At 46.6% G+C, this 21,842-nt stretch carries 11 protein-coding genes and 3 pseudogenes; 3 read left to right on the forward strand and 11 right to left on the reverse strand.

Annotated features, from left to right (window positions below; all coding sequences use genetic code 11):
- Positions 1 to 518: 518 nt before the first annotated feature.
- The 3 genes from CS022_RS06865 (at position 519) to CS022_RS06875 (ending at position 5,245) form a co-directional block, all read left to right on the forward strand.
- A complete protein-coding gene (locus CS022_RS06865) occupies positions 519 to 719 on the forward strand; it encodes a hypothetical protein (protein ID WP_129121672.1) in 201 nt (66 codons plus the stop codon).
- A gap of 185 nt (positions 720 to 904) precedes the next feature.
- Positions 905 to 3,079 (forward strand): peptidase domain-containing ABC transporter, encoded by a 2,175-nt coding sequence (locus CS022_RS06870; protein ID WP_161569590.1) that lies wholly within the window; start codon positions 905 to 907, stop codon positions 3,077 to 3,079.
- Positions 3,080 to 3,235: 156 nt separating this feature from the next.
- Positions 3,236 to 5,245, forward strand: a complete 2,010-nt coding sequence (locus tag CS022_RS06875) for a putative HlyD family type I secretion protein (protein WP_129121674.1) — start codon at positions 3,236 to 3,238, stop codon at positions 5,243 to 5,245.
- 63 nt (positions 5,246 to 5,308) lie between these two features.
- Here the strand turns inward: CS022_RS06875 and CS022_RS06880 are convergent.
- The 11 genes and pseudogenes from CS022_RS06880 to CS022_RS06925 form a co-directional block, all read right to left on the reverse strand.
- A pseudogene (locus CS022_RS06880) lies at positions 5,309 to 6,720 on the reverse strand (phosphoglucomutase/phosphomannomutase family protein).
- 51 nt (positions 6,721 to 6,771) lie between these two features.
- Positions 6,772 to 9,177 carry a GH36-type glycosyl hydrolase domain-containing protein gene (locus tag CS022_RS06885; protein WP_129121675.1) on the reverse strand — a complete coding sequence of 802 codons (2,406 nt, stop codon included), beginning with the start codon at positions 9,175 to 9,177 and terminating at the stop codon, positions 6,772 to 6,774.
- 172 nt (positions 9,178 to 9,349) lie between these two features.
- A pseudogene (locus tag CS022_RS06890) lies at positions 9,350 to 10,215 on the reverse strand (BadF/BadG/BcrA/BcrD ATPase family protein).
- On the reverse strand, positions 10,208 to 11,911 hold the full coding sequence (locus CS022_RS06895; RefSeq protein WP_129121676.1) for a glycoside hydrolase family 9 protein: 1,704 nt from the start codon (positions 11,909 to 11,911) through the stop codon (positions 10,208 to 10,210). The pseudogene CS022_RS06890 and the gene CS022_RS06895 overlap by 8 nt, the downstream one beginning before the upstream one ends.
- Positions 11,912 to 11,949: 38 nt before the next feature.
- A complete protein-coding gene (locus tag CS022_RS06900; protein ID WP_129121677.1) occupies positions 11,950 to 12,939 on the reverse strand; it encodes an ABC transporter ATP-binding protein in 990 nt (329 codons plus the stop codon).
- Positions 12,940 to 12,968: 29 nt separating this feature from the next.
- Entirely contained in the window at positions 12,969 to 13,934 is a 966-nt protein-coding gene (locus CS022_RS06905) for an ABC transporter ATP-binding protein (RefSeq protein ID WP_129121678.1), read from the reverse strand.
- A 2-nt stretch (positions 13,935 to 13,936) separates the two neighbouring features.
- The gene (locus CS022_RS06910) at positions 13,937 to 14,965 is read right to left on the reverse strand and encodes an ABC transporter permease (RefSeq protein WP_129121679.1); all 1,029 of its coding nucleotides are present in this window, start codon (positions 14,963 to 14,965) and stop codon (positions 13,937 to 13,939) included.
- Between the two features lie 2 nt (positions 14,966 to 14,967).
- Positions 14,968 to 15,954 (reverse strand): ABC transporter permease, encoded by a 987-nt coding sequence (locus CS022_RS06915; RefSeq protein WP_129121680.1) that lies wholly within the window; start codon positions 15,952 to 15,954, stop codon positions 14,968 to 14,970.
- Positions 15,955 to 16,084: 130 nt separating this feature from the next.
- Positions 16,085 to 17,764: an ABC transporter substrate-binding protein gene (locus tag CS022_RS06920; protein ID WP_129121681.1), complete on the reverse strand. Its 1,680-nt coding sequence runs from the start codon at positions 17,762 to 17,764 to the stop codon at positions 16,085 to 16,087.
- A gap of 33 nt (positions 17,765 to 17,797) precedes the next feature.
- Positions 17,798 to 17,947 carry a hypothetical protein gene (locus CS022_RS24830; protein ID WP_161569591.1) on the reverse strand — a complete coding sequence of 50 codons (150 nt, stop codon included), beginning with the start codon at positions 17,945 to 17,947 and terminating at the stop codon, positions 17,798 to 17,800.
- 422 nt (positions 17,948 to 18,369) lie between these two features.
- A pseudogene (locus CS022_RS06925) lies at positions 18,370 to 21,772 on the reverse strand (response regulator).
- Positions 21,773 to 21,842: the final 70 nt, after the last annotated feature.

The raw sequence follows: 21,842 nt of genomic DNA on the forward strand, positions 1-21,842 counted from the left end.
TTAATAAATAAATTAATTTAAATCAGTGCTATATGGCATGATAGATGTTTAAAGTGAGAGGTGTTTCTGCTTTTGTTCAATTTTTTCATTCTATTTTAATTGAATGTTTAAATATTTCATTGGTTTACTTATTGTCAATGCTTCCAGTGTGTCTTTATTATGAGATATCGTCGTTTTTATGCTCTTTCTTCCCTAAAATCCATTGAAAGTACGCCAAAGTATCACCTATGATTCTTGTGTTAATAATTAGTAATGTATGACTTGCAACTTAACATGTTGATTTTTAACTGGCGAGTGAGTTTTCTTATATTTATTGTGTTTCATTATTGATAATTGTGTTTCTTAATTAAATACAGCAAAGAGATAGCTATAAATTAATATCTCAATGATTAATTTTTTGACCTATTATTTTTGTACGGGTTATGAAATCCGCTGCAAATCTGCTATTCGGGAATTTGCTATTAATCCTTGCGTAAAAAATTACGGTAAGCATTCGATAATTAAATGGAGAAACTAGTATGAAACAAGTCATTACTATGGAAGAAGCAAAAGAAGTGAACGGTGGTACTGGTGGTCTTGGTGGTATTCTCGGCGGTATCATTGATATTGTTCTGACTATTGTTGACGCTATTCCAAGCGCAACTCTAGGCGACGTTGCGAAATCTTTATTTACACTTGTTGCCAACGTTGTTAAAGGCCTATTTGGCGGTAACAAATAATTAACAATTAATAGTGAAAAAACGCATCTCCTTTGTCATAAGGGAGATGCGTAAAAATAAAATAATATAATAAGTCAGCGTTTGACTGACAATAAATGTTGGAAGCTGGACGCTTTCAACTTGCTGAATTACTGACACTACATCCTGTAGCGATTCAGATAGCATTTTCAGGGAGCCTTATACATATGAGTTCTGCCCCGCTTAAGGTCATCCTTCAAAGCGAAGTCACCGAGTGTGGAAATGCTTGTTTGGCTATGGTTGCCAGCAAATTTGGTGTCGAACTGACTCTCCCTCAACTTCGTAAACTCAACCCAGCTGAAATCGGCGCGGGTGTGAACCTCAAAGATATCTCAGAAGTCGCCTTGATGGCTGGCTTCCACTGTAGCCCAGTAAAATTCGACAACGATAAACCGGAAGAACTTGAACTTCCCTGTATTGTCCATTGGGGTGGGAACCATTTCGTTGTTCTTGAGTCAGTCAGTAATGATCAACTGAAGGTCATTGATCCTGCCCTTGGTCGCCGAATATATAAGAGAGACTACTTCGCAGAGATGGTGACAGGTTATGCATTAGAACTGACGCCAAACTTCGACAAAAAGCCTGACTTAAGTAACCTTCTGTCTGATAGCGGCAGAGGTATTGTTACTTTTAAGGCATTACAGCGTGTGATGCCTGGCTTTAGAAACAACCTACTGCTTGTCCTACTGATGAGTTTTACTGTTGTTTTTATTTCTATGCTATCTCCACTTTATGTTCAGAAAGTGGTTGACGAGGCAATATCGAAAGGCAATTTAGATCTCCTCTATGTTCTCTCTGTCGTCTTTGCCGCTATATTTCTCCATGAAGTCGTCTTTAGTTATGTAGCAGAAATAACAAAGGTCAGTTTAAGAAACCGGCTTAAAGAAAAGCTGACAACCAGTATCTTCGCGAAACTTATTTATTTACCTATTGATTACTTTAATCGAAGAACAACGGGTGATTCACTCTCGCGGATAGGCTCCGCAGAGGGCATTACACATTACATGGTAGATGGCGTTATTGTCATTGTGACATCGACAGTGATGATCGCTCTTTCCATCTCTGTCATGTTGTACTTCAATGTGCTTCTCTCTGTCTTATCCGTGCTGGTCATGCTTGTTTTCGCCCTTTCAAAGTATTTGTTCAAGCGCTCTGTTATTCATGTTGAAAAACAGCTGATTAATGACAGGGTGAAATCTGACTCATTAGCTATTGATATCATTAAATCGATCAAGACGATTAAGTCGTATTCGTCAGAGTTTAGGAAAAATAATACTTGGTCGAGCTTCTTCTCTTCTTACATTGCTCAGGATATTAAAAAGGCCAAAATTGATATTCACATTGGCATTCTGAGTAAGCTCTTTCTGTACTCAGAACTTTTATTGATAGTCACGCTCGGTGGTTACTTAGTGATCAAAGGTGATATGACTGTCGGAACCATGTTTGCCTTCATTCTCTATAAAAATATTTTTACCGAGGAGGTCATTAAGCTGGTAGAAATGCTGATCGTTAAACAGTCGATAGAAGTTCACTTAGAGCGTGTTAATGACATTATTGATCACGAATCTGAAGTGGAAGACCTTGCTCGAAATGAGAAAACGATTGAGCGACAGGTGACATTTCCAGTATCGAAAGCGATTAATCTTGCCGACGGGGTAAGTGTTAATGTCAACCAACTTGATTATCAGCCCGCTGGTGCGCCACATAAAATCCTTAAGAATGTAAACCTAAAAATAGATAAAGGTGAAAAGGTTTGTATTATCGGTAAAACGGGTTCGGGTAAAACCACGTTGACCAGTATTATCTCAGGGTTATTCCGTCAGAGCACGGGTACGGTTGAGCTTGAGAAGGTCGACACGCTTTCACTCAACCCAGTTGCCCACAGGGCGTTGACTTCAACACTGTCTCAGGATGATGAGATTTTTGCCGGGAGCATTGAGGAAAACATCACCTTAAGTCCTTATGACATTGATTACGACTATCTGGACTATGTGTGCAAGCTGAGCCTGATAGACAAAGATATCGAAAAGATGACTGTGGGATATAAAACGCTGTTATCTGATAACTCAGGCTTTCTCTCTGCGGGTCAGAAGCAACGCTTGCTCATTGCAAGGGCGCTGTATCAAAAACCAAGGCTCCTTATTCTGGATGAATTCACCTCTAACCTTGACGAAAGGACCTCAAAGCGTTTGGTGGATAACATTATTAAACATGTTAAATGCACCTTGATTGTTATCTCTCACGATACGTCAATCATGACACGTTTTGACTCTGCTTATCTGGTAAGTAATGGTCGGTTGAGGAAACTTCGTCATCGAGAGGTCAATCATGTCAGTGATTGATCCGCAGCGTGGCAAAATCAGTCTAAAGACTCGCTTTCTTGTGAGGCTTTTTTCTTTTCTGCCTTACCGTTTGTTGAGCTGGTTCATTGCCCCGTTGTCAGGTTCTCGTTTAAGTCTATCGATAATCAACTCATTGCGGATAACATTCAGGCTTACATGCCTGATATGAAAAGCCGGTCAAAACAATACGTTCGCCGCATAAAGCGTGACTACTTGATGAGTGCATTCAGCCAGTACCTGTTGTCTAAAGCTTTTTTTAGTCGTATTGCCAAGGTATTCAACTCTTCATCTGAACAGACACTGTTACTCAGCCATCAAGGCAAACTAAATCTATTTGTCATTCACCCTTTCGGTTGCTATTTCACCACAGCACTGTTGCTGATTCGTAGCCTTAGACAAAGAGATATGCCAATTTACTTGGTTGTCGATGACAAGCTGAAAGGTTACATGACCATCGAGCGCCTCCAGAGTATCTGTGACACTCTGACTGAAGAGGGGCGAGTGACGGTTTATAAGGCGTCAGAAATTCAGTTCGATCAGGCATTTTTGTCAGACATGGAGCGTCAAGCGATTAACGTCATCATGCCAACCACCATTTCAGCTGGCATGCAGGATTTTGCCTCCGTGAAGTTTTTATCAAAGACGATTCAGCTATCCGCCTGTTTAAGCACAGTCATTACGCATCAAAGAGATTGTGCGGTGTATACGATTGATACGCCGATAAATATATTTAACCTTTCCAGTCATTCATTGACATTACGCGCGCTGTCGATAAGAGACAGTGAAGCGGAAGACTCTGGACGTATTGCCAGACAATGGTTAACGCGTGTTGTGAACGATATGCAGCAACAAGTCTTGGAAAGAACGGATCAATGGCTGGAGTGGATCTTGGCAGAAAAGTTCTATGGACGGCCTGATCCAGCCAGTATGGGGGTAGAAATGAAAGAGAACTTTGGCAGTTTTGTTTCGGGTCGTGTGGAGGTTCCAGCAGGCTTAAGAATGCTTTGCTATGGTCTTCTGTCATTTTTTGTCACCGCACTTATCATGATGGGAACAGTGAAATACTCTCCCAGTGATGCTGCACCGGGTTATTTACTTGCGACTGATGAAACCGCCGTGGTGAAGAGTGAGTACACGGGACAGGTAATTTCTGTGGATGTGGAAGAGGGCAGTGTTGTCGGTAAAGACCAACTTCTCTACCGAATTAAAGTGAATAACCAGTCTGTTAGCTCTTCAACCTTGGGTGATAGCTTGATAGGCCAGTTACAGAAAGATATGACTGCTTTAAATCAGCGAATAAAAACCCTGAAAGAAGAGCATGTTGTTAGCGTCAGAACGATAAAAAAAGAGATAAACAGCAAAATAGATCAACTGCGTACTCTCGACGGCTTGATGGCTCAGCAACAATCCACGCTGGAGCTGCTACGAAATCACAATGAGCGGATTAAATCGCTCTACCGCAAGGATCTTACATCTCGCACTGTGTTAGAGCAGGAAAAACTCAAGCTCCTTAATGCTGAAAAAGAAATGACAAACTATCGGTTCAGGAAGAAAGGCCTGAGTACCGAGATTGACCGTCTGAGTAGTGAGATTAAGCGCAGAGATATCAACCTCAGGCTCAATGTCGAAGCTGAAGCGTTGAAGATCTCATCAGTAGAGAAGCAGTTACTTGAGTTGAGTGAGGATCGTGTAGTCAGCATTTATGCCAATAAATCGGGTGTGGTAAATAATCTCAAAGTCGCTAGCGGCGATACGATCATTGTCGATGGGCGCGAGATCATGGAGATCACCCCATCAGCAACGGAGAAAATCACCAATGCTGTGGTGTTTATCCCGACAGGGAAATTAGTCGATATTGATGTGGGTAAACCGCTTCGCGTCGTGGTTGATGCGTTTCCTGTTTCCGAGTATGGCAGTTTTACCGGAAGGATTACCCGACTGTCTAGCTCGACCTTTAAGCATACTGACTTCGTTGTTGAGCTGCCCCGAGGCTCTCTCTACTACAAAGCGGACGTTGAAATTTATGCAGGAGAAGGTGGATCAACGAATAATATGGACTCATTTAAACCGGGGATGCTGATCACTGCTGATATCTTGGGAGACAAAACTACACTCTTTGAGTGGCTGTTTGAGCCCTTTATCAAGGCGTTTAGACGCGTATTCTAAATAAAAAAAACGCCCTGCTTAGCAGGGCGTTTTCGTTATGTCTGCTGTTAGCATCCTCAGCGACTACAGTTCTAAAAACTGCTTGAGATCGCCGACCATTGCTTCTGCTGTCTCTTTGTCTTCCCACTCTACGAAGATACGCAGAAGAGGTTCGGTACCAGAGAAACGCAGCAGTGCCCAGCCACCACTCTTGAAATAGACCTTAAGACCATCGGCATAGCTGACTTTTTCAATATCATGCTTGAAGTCAGGCAGTGCTTTTTCAACATAAATCTTGTTGTAAAGCGCTTCGCGCTGAGACGGCTTGAATGTACAGTCACCTTCTGCTGTATAGGCATAGCCATATTTGCTATAGATTTCATCAAGCAGTTCTGACAATTTTTTGCCCGTGACACTGATCATCTCAACAAGAAGCTCGATGCAAATACGCCATCTTTGCCTTTAATGTGACCACGGATGGTCAGGCCACCTGAGCTTTCACCGCCTATCAGAGAGTCATCCGCTTCCATTTGTGAACTGATGTGTTTAAAGCCAACAGGGACTTCAAAACACTTCTCGTCATGGTCAGCTGCGACTTTGTCCAGCAGATGCGTGGTTGCAATGTTGCGGACAACCGAGCCTTTCCAGCCTTTGTATTCCAGAAGGTAGTAGTAAAGTAGTAACAAGACTTCATTTGGATGAATGAAGTTACCTTTTTCATCGATGATACCAAGACGGTCAGCATCGCCATCGGTGCCGATACCGATGTCGTAACCTTCATGGGCAACAAGGTGCTTCAGGCGATAAAGTGTTGCGGCATTTGGTGATGGCATTAAGCCGCCAAACGAAGGGTTTTGACCATCGTTAATCACATCAACGTCGCAGCGTCCGTTGATTAACACGGTTTGCAGGGCGTTTTTCGCTACACCGAACATTGGGTCAATCAGTACACGTAGATTCGCCGCTTTTATCGCTTCAATGTCGATAAAATCGATAACCGCATCAACGAACTCATTCATTGGGTTGATGATTTGTACACTGCCGTTCGCAACTGCCTCTTCGAAATCGACAGACTTAATGTCGCTTTGCTGAAGCGTCGTTACCTGCTCTTCGATTTTCGCGGTGATCACCTCGTCAGCGTCGCGGCCGCCTTCGATAAACACTTTAATGCCGTTGTAGTCTGCCGGGTTGTGTGATGCCGTGATACACGCAGAGTAGTGGGTTTTCATCTCGCGGGCTTTGAACATCACTATAGGCGTTGGGACAAACTTGTCGATGAAGCTTACCGTAATGCCATTTGCTGCCAGTACTTCTGAGAACCATTTTGCCGCTTTATCTGACAGGAAACGTCTGTCGAAACCAATAACGAAACCCGGTTCTACCGCATTCTCGTTGACCATGATGTTCGCCAGCCCTTGTGCCGCCAGACGAACATTGCCACGGGTAAATTCTTCACCAATCAGGGCGCGCCAGCCGCCGGTACCAAACTTGATCATTTTGAATTCCTTTCAAAGTAAAAACGGGAGCCGTGGCTCCCGTAAAATCCGTTAGCCCAGTACGACGGTAACCTGGTTGACGGTGCCTTCGGCTTGCGCTGGAATTGCGCCTTCGATTGCCTCGCCATTGAGTAAGATTGACGTCACGCCTTTGCTGACACCGTTCGGGTTTTCGACTTTGATTTGATAAGTTGCACCGCGCCACTCGCGGTTAACTTCAAAGCCCGGCCAGCTTGTTGGAATACATGGATCAACCGTCAGGCCATCAAAGCCAGTCTGTACGCCCAGAATGAAGTTGGTCACAGCAAAGTATGCCCAGCCAGATGTACCTGTCAGCCATGGGTGGTTTGCGCGGCCATGGTTTTCATGGTCGCGGCCCATGATGAACTGCACATAGCTGTAAGGTTCAGCGATGCGGGTATCAATCATCTCATTTTGGTTATACGGGTTCAGTGCGTCATAGAACTTCATCGCACGGTCACCACGGCCCAGCTTGGCTTCAGCCACCCACGCCCATGGGTTCGGGTGAGAGAAGATGGCACCGTTTTCTTTCACGCCCTGATAAACACGGGTAACAAAACCGATGTCATCATTTGGCGTTGCGAAAGACGGCGCATTCAGGTGAAGACCGAATTCAGAGAACAGGTTCTCGTCAACGGCATCCATCGCTTTCTCGCCACGCTCTTGCGAAGCAAGGCCTGACAGAACTGCCAGTGTGTTTGACTCAAGGTGGATGCAGCCTTCAGTTTGTTGAGCAGTACCGATTTTGTCACCGTTTTTGGTCAGGCCGCGGATATACCACTCGCCTTCGTCATCCCAAAGGTGCGCTTCACACGCTTCACGTACGTCGGCTGCCATGATGGTGTATTTCTCAACATCTTCAGTTTTGCCGAGGTGCTTCGCCAGTGAAACGAACTCTTGCAGTGCCCAGAAGTGCAGGAATGACACCATAGACGACTCACCACCGCCAAGGTTCAGACAGTCATTCCAGTCTGCGCGTAGACCTTTACAGATACCTGTCTGGCCCACATACTCAGCAGAGAAATCAAGCGCTGCTTTCATGTGCTCGTACACGGTGGCATCGCCGCCGTCAGCATAAGGGATTACTTCGTCAAAGAAGCCTTCTTCGCCTGTTTCTGTCACGTATTTGCAGATGGTGGGTACCAGCCACAGGTGATCGTCTGAACAGGTGTCTTCAATACCGTGTATCTTGTCTTCGTCGCTTGGCGTTGGGACAACAGTTGGAGATTTCGATGGCTCAACGTCTGCTTTTTCAGGATCGAACCAGTCTGGATCGAACAGGTGGAGACCGTAACCGGCTTTAACCTGACCGCGGAGTAGGTCAACCAGACGCTTTCTGGTCATCTCAGGGTTGGAGTGCGGGACTGAGATTGCATCCTGCGCTGTGTCACGGTAACCAAGGCCTGTACGACCGCCCACTTCGATAAATGATGCGAAGCGTGACCAAACCACACAGGTTTCAGCCTGATAAAGGGTCCATGCATTGATCATGGTGTCCAGACCTTCGTTTGGCGACTTCACGCTGAACTTGGCGCAACGACTGTCCCAATGCTCGCGGATACCAGCAAATGCGGCATCAACGTTAGCAAAATCTTGATACTTCTCGCGAAGACGCTCACCTTCGCCTTTACCCATGCCCAGTACGAAAACAAAGCGTACTTCTTCACCCGGCTGGATAACGAATTGCTTGTGCAGAGAGCCACAGTGGTTGTAACACGTCTGTACGTGGTTAGAGCAACGACCTTTCTCTACTGCGATTGGGTTCGCTTCGTCACGGTATAAGCCAAGGAAGCTGTCACGTTGGCCGTCGTAGCTGTCTGGTTCAAAGTTTGAAGCCAGATAGTAGAAGCCTTCATAGTCGTTGGTGTTGTAGTAGAGATCGTACTCAATCACGCCATTTTTGTATGACGTACCCGCTGAGTAGAGGCTCATTTGATGGTTCTGGTTATCAGACTGAATGTGGCTGAACGAGAACTCAACAAAAGAGAATGCACTTATAGTACGCGGCTTGTCGCCGTCGTTTTTCACTTTGACATCCCAGACCTGTGCGTCTTCACCTTTTGGTACAAACAGGGTTTTCGATGCCGTGATGCCGTTGTATTCACACTTGAATTTCGAGTATGAAAGGCCGTGACGTACTTCGTAGCTGGCTTCTTCAAGGCTCTTTGCTACTGGCTGCCATGAGATAGACCAGTAATCGCCTGTCTCATCATCACGCAGATAAACATAGTGACCCGGACGGTCGAAGGTCGCGTTTGGACGGAATTTGGTTACGCGATTATATTCCGGGCTGTTATAGAAACTGTAACCGCCTGCATTGTGAGAGATAACGGTACAGAATTTTTCCGTGCCAAGGTAGTTTGTCCACGGCGCCGGAACATCAGGGCGGGTGATGACATATTCCCTGTTTTCATTATCAAAATAACCGTATTTCATTGATGTATCCTTATTCGCTATCCTGCACTGATCGGGACTGAGACGTCATCATTCATCCCGACAGTTCATTGTGTATGAGCGCTTTGTTGGCACCCAGTCTCTTGTTAACCGCCAGTGTTACTGGCAAACGGTATTAAATGTCTGAGCTGATTATTCGCCAGCCCAGAAAAAATCAATATAAGTTGTGATGTCCTCTGGCCATCAGCAATGCACCGTCCATGGCATCGCCAGCAGGCTTCACCAGTAGAGATGCAGCTGCAGGCATCAACCAAGGCACAATGCGTTCACCGATACTGCCCATTAGCGCGACTTTGCTGGCCCCTTTGCGGTGAAGGCCGATAATAAGGCGCTCAATGTCATCAGCAGTGGCTTTTAGCATCTCAATGGCCAATGGGTCGCGCTGCTCAGCAAAGGCAAAAATCGCGGGGCTGAACTGACCGTAATCTCTTGGCTTCGCTGTTTTTGACCAGTCGACAATGGCATCAATATCGTTATCAAAGTGATCGAGAACATGGCCCACCAGAGCGCTTACTGGACGGAGGCCGTCATTGGCAAGCAGTGTTTGCTGAATCAGGCGCAAACCCATGACGCGCCGCCACCTTGGTCGGAAATGGGGAATTCGCGGCCACCGATAACAGTTTGTTTTCCCTGATGCGTCATGACGCCGACAGAGCCGGTACCTGCAATCACGATGGCACCGTCATCACCCGAAAACGCGCCCATACACGCACCGTAACCGTCAGTGTTCAGGGTCATATGTGCATAGGGGTGGGGAAGTGCCATGAAGGCGTGCCACGCATTTTTTTGCTCTGCGCCAGCTAATGCCAGTCCAACAGAGATGTCAGGCATATCGACAATCCCTGCTTGCTGCGCGGCTTCACCGATGGCGGTTTGCAGAGAGTCCATGGCAAGCTCAACACCCAGCAGGATATTAGCGCTTCCGGTTTTTGCTTCGCCAAGAAGGTTGCCTGCTGCGTCGGTAATGCGTGCTCGACAAGATGTGCCGCCACCGTCGACACCACAAAAATACTTACTCATCCTGCAGATCCTTGCTTTGTGCGGCGATCGCCAGCAGGAACCATGCAGCATGAGGGATCCATTGTTCGCCCCAGCGCCAGTTTTGCAGCATGTCGTCTTTTTGCGGATCTGGATTAAATGCAATGCCCTTAGGATCGTCGAAACCTGCTGTGATCCCGTTACAGATACCACCATAAGCATTGAAGAAGCCAAGATCTGGCAGGTAGTCCGGGTTGTTACGGCCATATCCATCGAGCATGCACATGTCGTAAGGGTTCAGACCGAGCACCCAGTCGATTGCGTTCTGACCGTATTTTTTTAGCTCAGATGTTAAAGAGGTATCGAGCGATACATCACTGGCCATGAACGCCATCGCGGCGAGTGAACCCAGGCGTGCATTCTCGCCCTGCCACCAGTAACCGGTTTCGTTATCCTGAGCCACGAAGAAGCTGCTGCGCTTATCTCCAGATACTGGCTTAGTGTATTGGCGAGGGTAACCGAAGGGGTTACTGACTTCTGAGGTAATAGACAGCTCAAATTGCAGAGCCTGCCCCAGTACCTGCTGATATTTTTCCGTTAACGCAGCATCATGTTCAATAGCCAGATATTGCATCAGCGCAATAGCGGGCAAGCCTGCTTCGGCGGCATGGAAATAAGGCCTGCTGCCGTTTTCTGTCGCAGACCAGAAGTGTTGCCATTGCTCGTCATTTTGTTGGTACTGAGAGAGAACATCCGCCCAACGGCGTGCTTCTGTCAGATACTCGTCTGAGCCTGTTGTCCGGAACAGCTCAACCGCTGCGAGCAACGCGCAATAAGCGTCAATCAGGTTTTCCTGTCCGTTATCCAGATACGCATTGTTGTGTTCAATCAGGTGCCAGTATCCGCGTTCAGCCGTAATGAGATATTGTTGACTCGGAAACTCGCCCTGTGTTTTTTGTCGTGCAGCTGCAGCAAGCGCTGCAATGCTAACGCCTGCACCTTGTCTGAACCCGGCCTCAAACGCATCGGTCTTGTGGCCATCTTGCGTTTCGTACGCACAAATCTCACGCTGAGCAGTATCTTTGCTCCACTTGTCGAAGACGGTGAGGTAGAAGAAACCCGCAGGGTCTTGCATACGTACGAGGAAATCTGCACCGAAAAGGGCTTCATCAACAAGACGTGATTTCACGAACGGTGCAAGTTGTGAGTCAGCCAACTCCAGTGCTTTTAGCATGTTCCACACTACCATTGGGGTTTGCTGTGGATTCATATAGTTGGCGTAGGAGAGGTGGCTCAGGTATTTACTGACATCGCCTGATGCGTCATACCAGCCACCGTGCACATCGGCGTAGCGTTCTGTACCGACAAGAGAAGCCTGACTATCGGCATCATCAAAGTCGCCGCTGCAGCGCTGTGATTTGAAGTAGTGAATGATGTCAGAGAAAGTACGTTGAATCAGGAAATCAGACTTGATGTCAAAACGTTCTGAGGTCACATCGCCAGCACGTACTTGATACGTACCTGCTTTTGTCAGTGAGGAGAAATCAGCGAGATAGACGTCACCAATTTGCCAGTTATCAACATTGCCTGATGGTGTCAGAGGTACATCCATCACGGTCTCGCCTGTCTGGCTGTCGAGGACCTGAACGACAGTAACCGGGCACGAAGCCCGGGTCACGATGAGTGCTTTTTTGCTGCTTTGGCAATCGTAGCCAAGATGGTTGAGTAACAACTGCATAGTTTATCCTCGAAACATGTTACTAAACACAAATGGCCTTATTCGTAGAGGTAACAACGAACAAAGTGGTTGTCAGACAGCTTGGTCACACCCGGTAGGGCCTCTTTACATTTGTCTGTTGCATGCAAGCAGCGACCGGCAAATGGGCAACCTTTGGTGTCTGGTGTCCAAAGCGGGATTTCACCTTTATTGCCTTCTAGCTGATGGTGAATTGACTTACTCGGATCCGGAACGGCTGAAACCAGAAGCTTGGTATAAGGGTGTTGTGGACGGTGAATGATTTCTTCAGTATCACCCCACTCAACCATATGACCGACATACATCACGGCGAGATCTTCTGCGATATAACGCGCAGTTGCGATATCGTGGGTGATGTAAAGCAATGCCATTTCACGTTCGAACTTCATTTCTTCCATCAGGTTAAGTACACCTGCACGGATAGAAACGTCGAGCATTGATGTCGGTTCGTCAGCCAGGACAACTTCAGCACCCACAGCGATGTTTCGTGCCAGGTTGACACGTTGACGCTGACCGCCAGAGAGCTGGTGGGGGAACTTAGCCGACGTCTCTTTTGCAGGCGTCAGACCAACCTGCTCAAGCAGTTCGTAGACACGCTCTTCCAGCTCTTTATTGCTACCACTGATTTTGTTGTGGATTTTCAGCGGTCGAGCAATATGGTGGAAGATGTTTTGCGTTGGGTTCAAAGAACCGAACGGGTCTTGCCAAACCATTTGAACACCCTGACGGTATTCCATCAGGTCCTGGTGTTTTTTAATGGTTTCGATATCACGCCCTTTGTACTCGATAGTGCCTTGGTTAGGCTGGTACATTTTGGCGATCATTTTTGCTGTGGTTGATTTACCTGAACCGGATTCACCAACAACAGACAGGCCACGGCTTTTATATAATTTGAATGACACATCATTGATGGCACGCATCACGGGCTTATTCAATGAGTTACTGTTGATCTCAAAATCTTTTACCAGATTTTTGCCTTCAACAATTGGTTGACCTAATTCTACGCTCATCATTACTTCCTCAATTCACACCGACGCAATCACAGGCCTGTAAACAGGTGGCAATTGGTTAAACGGTTTTGCTCTACTTCTGTCAGGCGAGTTGCTGTCTTAAAGCAGCTTTCTTTCGCTTTGCTACAGCGAGCTTGGAAACGACAACCCTGAGGAACTTCCAGAAGGTTCAGCGGGTTACCCGGAATACCAGTCAGTTTTGGTTTCGGGCCTGTCAGTGGAGGGAACGACCCGGCTAGACCTTCCGTATACGGGTGGAATGGGTTTGCCAGAATTTCTTTAGATGGTGCAACTTCAATCAGCTGACCCGCATACATCACACCGATGCGGTCAGTGAACTCCACCATCAAAGAGAGGTCGTGCGTAATGAAGAGAATGGAGAAGCCAAACTCTTCTTTCAGTGCGTAGATTTTTTGCAAAATTTCGCGTTGTACAACAACGTCAAGCGCGGTTGTAGGCTCATCCATGATGATGAGCTTAGGGTTTAGTGCCAGCGCAACAGCGATAACCAGACGTTGACGCATACCTCCAGAGAACTGGTGAGGGTAATCGCGAAGACGGCTAGGGTGAATATCAACGATTTCCAGCAGACCCTCAGCACGACGAACAGCTTGCTCTCGTGTCATATTGGTGTGGCGCATAATGACATCACAGAACTGCTCTTCCATGTTCAGAACAGGGTTCAGTGCGTTCATCGCTGACTGGAAAACCATTGACATTTCGCTCCAGCGGAATGCCTGCATGCGTTGGTCACTGTATTTCAGGACATCTTCACCATTGAAGAGAACTTCGCCACCGCTAATAAATGCGGGCGGCTTGTGAAGGCGCATCAGGGAAAAGGCAACGGTAGACTTACCGCAGCCTGATTCACCCGCAAGGCCAAGCACTTCACCTTTACCAATATCAAAACTTACATTGTTAACGGCGCGAACATCGCCCGCATCAGTAATATAGTCAACGCAAAGATTGCGGACAGACAGTAATGGTTCTCTCATGCTCATTTCTCACCACTCCAAGCAACTTCCTGAATGGCAGGTTTTTCTTCCTGACGGGTTTTTTGGTCTTCTTCCTGCATTTTCTTCCAGCGACGCATGCCTTTCTGGGCGCGTAGTGCTGGGTTGGCAATCTCGTCAACCGCGAAGTTGATAAGTGCCAATGCCAGAGATAAGACGGTCAAGGCGATACATGGTGCAAGGACTTCCCACCAGATCCCCAAGAACATAGATGAAGACGTTCTTACGTTGTAAAGCATTGAACCCCAGCTAACGCTATTAGGGCTGCCCATACCGATAAACGACAGTACTGACTCGGTCAAAATGGCGTACATAACTGAACCGATAAAGCTGGCGCCAACAAGCGGAATTAGGTTTGGCAATATCTCTACAAAGAGAATACGCAGACGTGACTCACCAAGGACCTCGGCAGCTTTTACAAATTCTTTCTCACGCAGAGAAAGCGTTTGTGCTCGGATCACTCTCGCTCCCCAAGCCCAGGAGGTTAAGGCAATAACCATGGCTATCACCAATGGGCCCGCCTCGCCAACAAAGGCTGCGATAACCATGATGATTGGGAGTTGAGGTACAACGAGCATGACGTTCATAGCGCCAGACAAAATGTTGTCGACACGGCCGCCAAAATAACCTGCCGATATACCCATTATGGTTGCGGTAACACAGACGAAAATACCAGCCAGTAAACCAACCATCAGAGAAGTGCGCGCACCGTATACCACTTGTGACCATACATCTCTACCAAGGCGTGTTGTGCCAAGCACGTGGTCAGCTTCTTTTGACATGCGGAGGCGACGGCTATTATCAGCAAGGTTTTCTGCTACCCAACCATCAGGGTTCGCCTGCGCGGCCTTTACGATTGCACTCGGGTATTCATGCGGCTTACCTGTTCGCTTGTCAGGCGCATGACTGGTGATGAATGGTGCGAAAATCGCTGCCACAATGAACAACAACAGAGTGACTACACCAAACAGCGCTTTGTTGTTTCCTTTGATGATCTTGAATAGTTCTTTCATGGTTATTTGCCTCCCTTACGTAGGCGAGGATCTAGCATTACGACGAGTATGTCGGCAAGAAAGTTAAATAACAGCATCACCAGGGTAATCATAATCAGCAGACCCTGAAGTACTTGATAGTCACGAGCATTAACGGCATTCAGCATAACTGTGCCTAGGCCTGGATACTGGAAGATCATCTCAACAACAAGCTGTCCACCAATGGCCATACCAAGAGCCATCGATAGGGCTGTTACCGTAGGAAGCAATGCGTTTCTTGCTGCGTAGTTGAATACAACACGGTTTTCGTTCAGGCCCTTACCCTTGGCCATGGTGATGTAATCTTCGTTGAGAAGGTTAATCATGTTATTGCGCATACTGATAAGGAAACCACCGATTTGTGCGACGGTCGCACAGAGAAGCGGAAGTGCAGCGTGGTAAAGAATACCTGTGTAAGTATCCCAGCTTGTCCAGTCGAGGATAGCGCCCTCAGGTTGGCCGTATGCGGTTGGGAACCACTTGGTACTGATCGCAAATGTGAACAGGACTAATATACCGATAACGACTGGCGGTACAGCTTGTAATGCCATGAAACCGGGAGAAATAAATGAGTCAAATTTACTGCCACGACGCCAAGCGGCAAAGATACCCAGAACTGAACCGATACAGAAGGCAAGTACAACAGAGCTACCTGCGAGGAAAAGTGTCCAGCCAATTGAGCCACTAATAAGGTCATTAACTTGCATGGGATAGAACGTAGTCGATACGCCTAACTCCCAAGAGAAAATACTTTTGATGTATGTGAAGTATTGGATATAGAGTGGGTCGTTATTGAATCCCAGTAGCTCTTTCATTGCCGCGATACGTTCAGGTGTCACCTGAGCTGTCATATTGGCAAACATCATGGTCACCGGGTCGCCCGGCATGGCACGCGGCAAGATAAAGTTCAGCGTGATTGCGATAAGCAATGCGCCAAAATAAAACATTAAACGATTTAAGAAAAATCCCATAACTCACACCTTTAATGGCACAGCAAAGCCGCGACCAGAGAATTCAAAACCCCAATGGTCAAAATAAGTTGTTTTTCTTGGGGAAAATGGCGGTGCTGATTGCACCGCCTGATTACAGTTGCCTGTAAGATTAAGCTTTTGGCTTCAGGTCAAGAACGTGAAGCAGACGCTCTGGTACGCCCTGGTGGATACTTGGGTTACCTTTAGCGTTGTCGCCATTCCACCAGCCAGTGAAGCGAGTGGTGTTGTACTGGTACTGCGCAGCGCCAGAAAGTACTGGGATAACGGTTTGGTTATCAGCCAGAATCTTCTGGATTTTCTGTGCAGACTTCAGTTGCTCAGCTTTGTCAGCAGTCTTGTAGAAGCCGTCAAGCAGTGCATCAACTTCAGCGTTCTGGTAACGGTGCATTGCGAAACGCGGGTTACCTTCTTTCGCCATGAAGCGAGAGTGGAAACCTGAATCCCACGTCAACCATGGATCTGGACCGTTGAAGTAGTTAGTCAGAGCAATATCGAACGTACCGCCAGTCATGTTGCTGTTGTAAACAGCAAAGTCAGGAGTAACAGATTTCGCATTGATACCTGCTTCAGCAAAGTTCTCTACAGCCAGGATTGAAGCGTTGTTCCAGTCAGTCCAGCCAGTAACAGTTTGAACTTCAAGCTCAAACTTCTTACCAGTCGGAGTTTCAACAAATCCGTCACCGTCTACGTCTTTGAAGCCAGCTTCTTTAAGAAGTTTCTTCGCATATGCAGTGTTGAATGTGTTGTAAGCTTTGTTTGCTTTGTATACTGACGCGTCAGACCAGCTTTCGTAGAAAGCAGCCAGACCTGCACCTGAGTGCAGTGGTGAACCGTTGCCGTAGTATGCGATGTCAACGATTGACTCACGGTCAAGAGATGCTGACAGAGCACGACGGAAGTTCAGATTAGTCAGAGCTTCGTTCTTCGCTGCATCCGGGTGTTGGAAGTTAACCAAGAAGTTAACTGGACCACCGATTGGTGCAGACCAGTGCTGGTGGTTCTTGTTCGCTGAACCGTATGTTGCTTCGATGTCAGGAATGAAAGAAGTTGACCAGTCAAGCTCAGATGCTACTGCTTTAGCCAGAAGACCATCGTTGTCTTTGATCAGCGGCATACGCAGACAGTCTACGTCTAGGTTCGCTGCATCCCAGTAGTTAGGGTTTTCACACTGAACGTAAAGGTTGCTAGTGAACGAAGAAACTTCTGTAAATGGACCTGTACCAACTGGGTTTTCGTTAGCAAATGCCTCTGGCTTTTCAACTTTGCTCCAGATGTGCTTAGGAACAATTGGAGTTTGAACCAGCTTGAACGCTGCTGATGCATTTGCTTCAGCCAGGCTGATTTCAACGTTGTTGCCTTTGACTTTAACGTCAGTGATCAGCTTGCCGTTACCTGGCAGGTCAAGTACTGAGTTTTCACGGATCAGATCAAAAGAATACTTAACGTCTTCAGGAGTAAATGCTTGTCCGTCTGACCATTTAACGCCTTCACGGATTTCGAACGTTACTTTGCGCAGGTCATCAGAAACGGTGTAGCCTTTCGCCAAACGTGGAACAGCTTTGTTGCCATCCAGTTGGTTAAAAATAACCAGTTGCTCGTAAACGAAGTCACGCGTACTACGCAGGTTATTTTGCAAATATGGGTTAAAGTTGCGAGTCAGTTGCGGGTAGAAGTCTGGTACTACTGTCAGTTCTACCTGGTCTGCTGCGCTTGCTGTAGGAGCCATAAAGGCAGTAGCAGCAGCGACCACCGCAAGTGCTACTTTAGATTTTTTCAACGTGGTAAGCATTCGTTATTCCTTACTCAGCTTTTCGTTCCATTCTTATTTCTCACCCGTTTCACTTGGGTCAGGCCTAAGCTCGCTATGAGAGTTGATGAGCTCAACATTCACATGGCCGTGCAAGCTCAGTGCACCCCTAGGAAACTCCGCATCGTCGTTGTGGTCAATCACGCCACCCGTTAAAAACGTCAAATGAATCGCGGTCTACGTAAATTCCGTCAAAAGTGGTTGTGTAATCGACCTCATTGATGAGTTTATTACTATATGTGAAGTTACGATGACAGGGGGTTTCCTACATGGTTAATATGAATTTAAATAAGTAAAAACAATAGTTTATTAGTGTTTTTTTGCTTGAGTGACACGGATCTCTAACGTGTCATTTTGATTTTTTTTTAACGTGAATTTACGTCTTTCATTTGTTGTGATTTTGTTCTCAGAAGTAGTATAAAATTATCACTTCATCAACTAAATCACTTTTTTCTCATCACTAACCCACTGGACGAGTCTATTTTTTGAACATAAATTCGCCACGTGAAACTAGTGTTTAGCTGCCTTTGTAGTAGTAGAAAAAAAGCCCAGAAATGGGCTTTTACGAAGAGATTTTGTTTCGAGTTTTATCGGGTTATTAGCGTTTGGAGCCGCTCTCTCTGCGCTTTAATTTCCGAATGTTCTGCTGATGTGTTGGGGCACTTTTCCAGTACGTAATCGATGGTTTTGAGTACCGTTCGCCAGCGCGGTGATTTTGGTAGAGTTTCAACCTGAAGGTATTTATCTAATGTTCGGGTTTGTAACGTGCTTCTATCTAAATACACGCGCCAAAGGCCACTCTCCTCTGCCAACGCAAACTTGTTTTTACCCGTTTCTTTTTGCCAGAAATCGAGTGTACCAACCATGACGGTCACCAAGGTTTCGCGCAACATATCGGCCTTATTTGGCTTATCGTGGTCGAGTTTGTCAGCCATACGACTAAATTCACCACCAAGACCTCTGAGGTCTTCTAGGTAGCTTTGGCTTCCATCGTAGGCGTAATCAGCCAGCGCCTGAATAGCATTCTCCAAAATGCCCACACGTTTGGTTGGCATGTCTTCACTGGTACTGAGTAGCAATACAGTGTCGATGCCAGAAGACTCGGGCAAAACAAACACATCAGTCTGTATCTGAGTGGTAATACCACTGACTCGAAAGTTTAGATTGCCGCTGTAGTGGCCTTTGCTGCTGCTAGCATCTGGCAGAGGCGTGATTAGAAAATCTTCCAGCATGTGACGTTCTATTTGTTCGGGCTGCAAGTTAAACAGATTACCGCAGGCATCGTTGGCATAGCGGATCCTGCCTGACTCATTGACACAGATAATAGATTCGGGCACTGAATCTAGCAGGCTAAGGAGTCGGTTTTGAGCTTCAATCAATCCTGCTTCAGCTTGCTCACGTCGATGTATTTCTTTCTGTAATACTGCGTTTTGCTCGCGCTCCCTCTCCGTGAGGTGTGCGTCAATGTAGGCACGGATACGAGCAGTGATCTCGTCTTTGTTAAATGGTTTGGCAAGGTAATCGTTAGCACCGACATCAAAGCCTTTAATGCGGTCCTGCATTTGCGTCAGTGCCGATAGCATAATGATAGGCAGTTCAGTTTTGCTGTGGTGCTCTCGCAGATGTTCACAGACATCATAACCGCTGAGTTCCGGCATCATCACATCGAGTAGTAGCATTTGCGGTTTTTCGAGCGTTACCATTTCTATTGCTTGGCGACCATTTTCCGCCGTGATCACACGATAGCCTTCCAAATGAAGGAAGTTTTTGAGAATTTGTAGGTTAACGGCTCATCATCAACGACAAGAATTAACGGCGCATGCGGGTTTTCTTCAAAACATTCTGAATCTTTGAACGTCTCCTGCCGCACGGGTGCTGTGAAGTGATGACGTTTGCCACTTTGCTTGCGAATGGCAATATCTTGCTCTGATGCGAGGGGAAGGGTAAAGCTAAACGTCGTCCCTATCATTGGCTGACTGCTGACATACAGCTGTCCATCCATGATTTCTATCAATTTTCGGCTGATGGAAAGCCCGAGCCCTGCTCCCTGACGATACGTGGAGCTATCCTGACGTGCTTGTGTCAGCGGCTCAAAGATGTAGTCGATCTCCTCACTTGGGATGCCTTGACCAGTATCCGTCACCTGAATGCGGATCATATTGTCTCTGAACTCACCATTGATGATGACTTTACCTTCATCTGTGTACTTAATGGCGTTACCAACCAGGTATATAGAACCTGCTCCAAGCGTTGCTCATCCGCTTTCACCAAAGGAAGGTCGATAGGCATTTGATTGATAATACGGACAGGTTTATTACCAATCAGGTGACTGGAAAGCTCTATAACCAAACGCACGGCGCTGGCGGTATCAACAGCCTCTAATTGCAGATCGAGTTCGCCGTAGCGCATTTTGTGGTAATCAAGAAGGTCATCGACCAACCCAGAAAGACGCTGGCCGCTACTGATTATCATCTGTAGCTGGTTCTTGTGTTGCTCTATGTTGTTTCCTTCTGTACCAGCCAGCATAGACTCGGCCATACCTACCATGCCATGAAGGGGCGTTCTCAACTCATGTGAAGTGGTTGCCAGAAAGTCATCTTTCATTTTATCTGCTTGCTTTAGCTCGTTATTTTTTTGCTTTATCAAGGCTAAGTTTTCTTCGAGCTTGGCGTTTTGCTCTTTAATTAAAGCAATTTTGTCGGATATCGAACGCTGCATCCGGGCAAAGCTGGTTGCCAACCGGCCAATTTCATCTTTTCTGTCGGTAAATGCGATTTCCTGCTCCATATCTCCAGCAGAAACTTGCTCTGCTGCCCATGTGAGCCTGAGAAGCGGTGAGGTAATGGAGTTCGAAAGCATGTGAGAGGCGAGGATCACTAAAATGATCGCCGATACCATGACAACGAAAAAGATTTTCTCTAGCTGATCAATCCTTGCATAAGCGTAAACTTCCGGAAGCTCGAGGACTAATCCCCATTTGTAACCCATAATAACAACGGGTGTGTACGCACTTAATACCTGCGTATTATCAAAGTTGGTAAAGCTACCGACGCCTGTCTCTCCGCCCAGCGCTTCGTCAATGGCCTGACTGAAGAGTTTGTTGGCATTGTCGTCACCAGATGGGTTTCTGAGGTTATGGTCTTCGCCGACAAGCAATGTGGTCACAAAGTTGTCTTGCGAATCTCGGCTAAGCATCTCGATCATTTTTTTGTCAGACAATCGAAATAACACATAGCTGTGAAGATAGTCGTTTTGCGTAATAGCAGTAGCAAACCAAGCGGTTTTACCGTCATCGCCGCTCGATACAAAATCCGTAAAGACGATGGGTTTGGTGGTGTTTGTCGAGCCGTCACCAGTGAGCTTTCTTTGCTCTACTTTCCCTTTTAGCCAAGCTTCTGTTTTGCCTTGAATTTCCGAAAATGCTTTACCTTCAGTGGTACTTTTCCATTTTGACGAGAGGAGGTTTTCGGCCAGAGAATCGCTTTGGCTTGCTGCATAAACAACATCACCAGACATGTTGACCAAGAGCACTTCATCGAATTGGGATCGTTTGAGATATTCCCGGTAGGGGCGGTTATAGCGATCGAACGCCATGCTGTAGTTACCGCTGTACTTTCTGATGCCTGAGTTAGCATTGGCAAACCCCTGATTAAGGTATCTCTCTCTCAGGAGTTTTCTTGTTTCTTCGGGGATCTCACCTAATTGCGCGTAAGCACCTACTAACCCATAGAAACGACCACCACTGTTTGTGGCAAGCTCTGACGATGCAAAGGCATCAACATCCTGACGAAGGCTGTTAAAGTAGTTAAGTAGCTGCTCTTTCTTGTTATCACGCAGCGAGGCCATATGGTTGGTGCTTTGTTCTTTAAGATCGCTGGTATGTGATGACAGGAAAAACGTTGCCAATAGGGTAAGAGGAGTCACACTGAGAACCAGAAAGGCGATCATCAGTGTGTGTTGAAGTCGTTTGAACTTCTGCTTTTTCTTCATTTTTCAGCCTGACCAATGAGCTTTGGGGTCGTTTGTTACTTGTGGATTGCCTATGTTCATCGCAATAGTG

This window comes from Veronia nyctiphanis, assembly GCF_004116385.1.
Lineage (GTDB): Bacteria > Pseudomonadota > Gammaproteobacteria > Enterobacterales > Vibrionaceae > Veronia > Veronia nyctiphanis.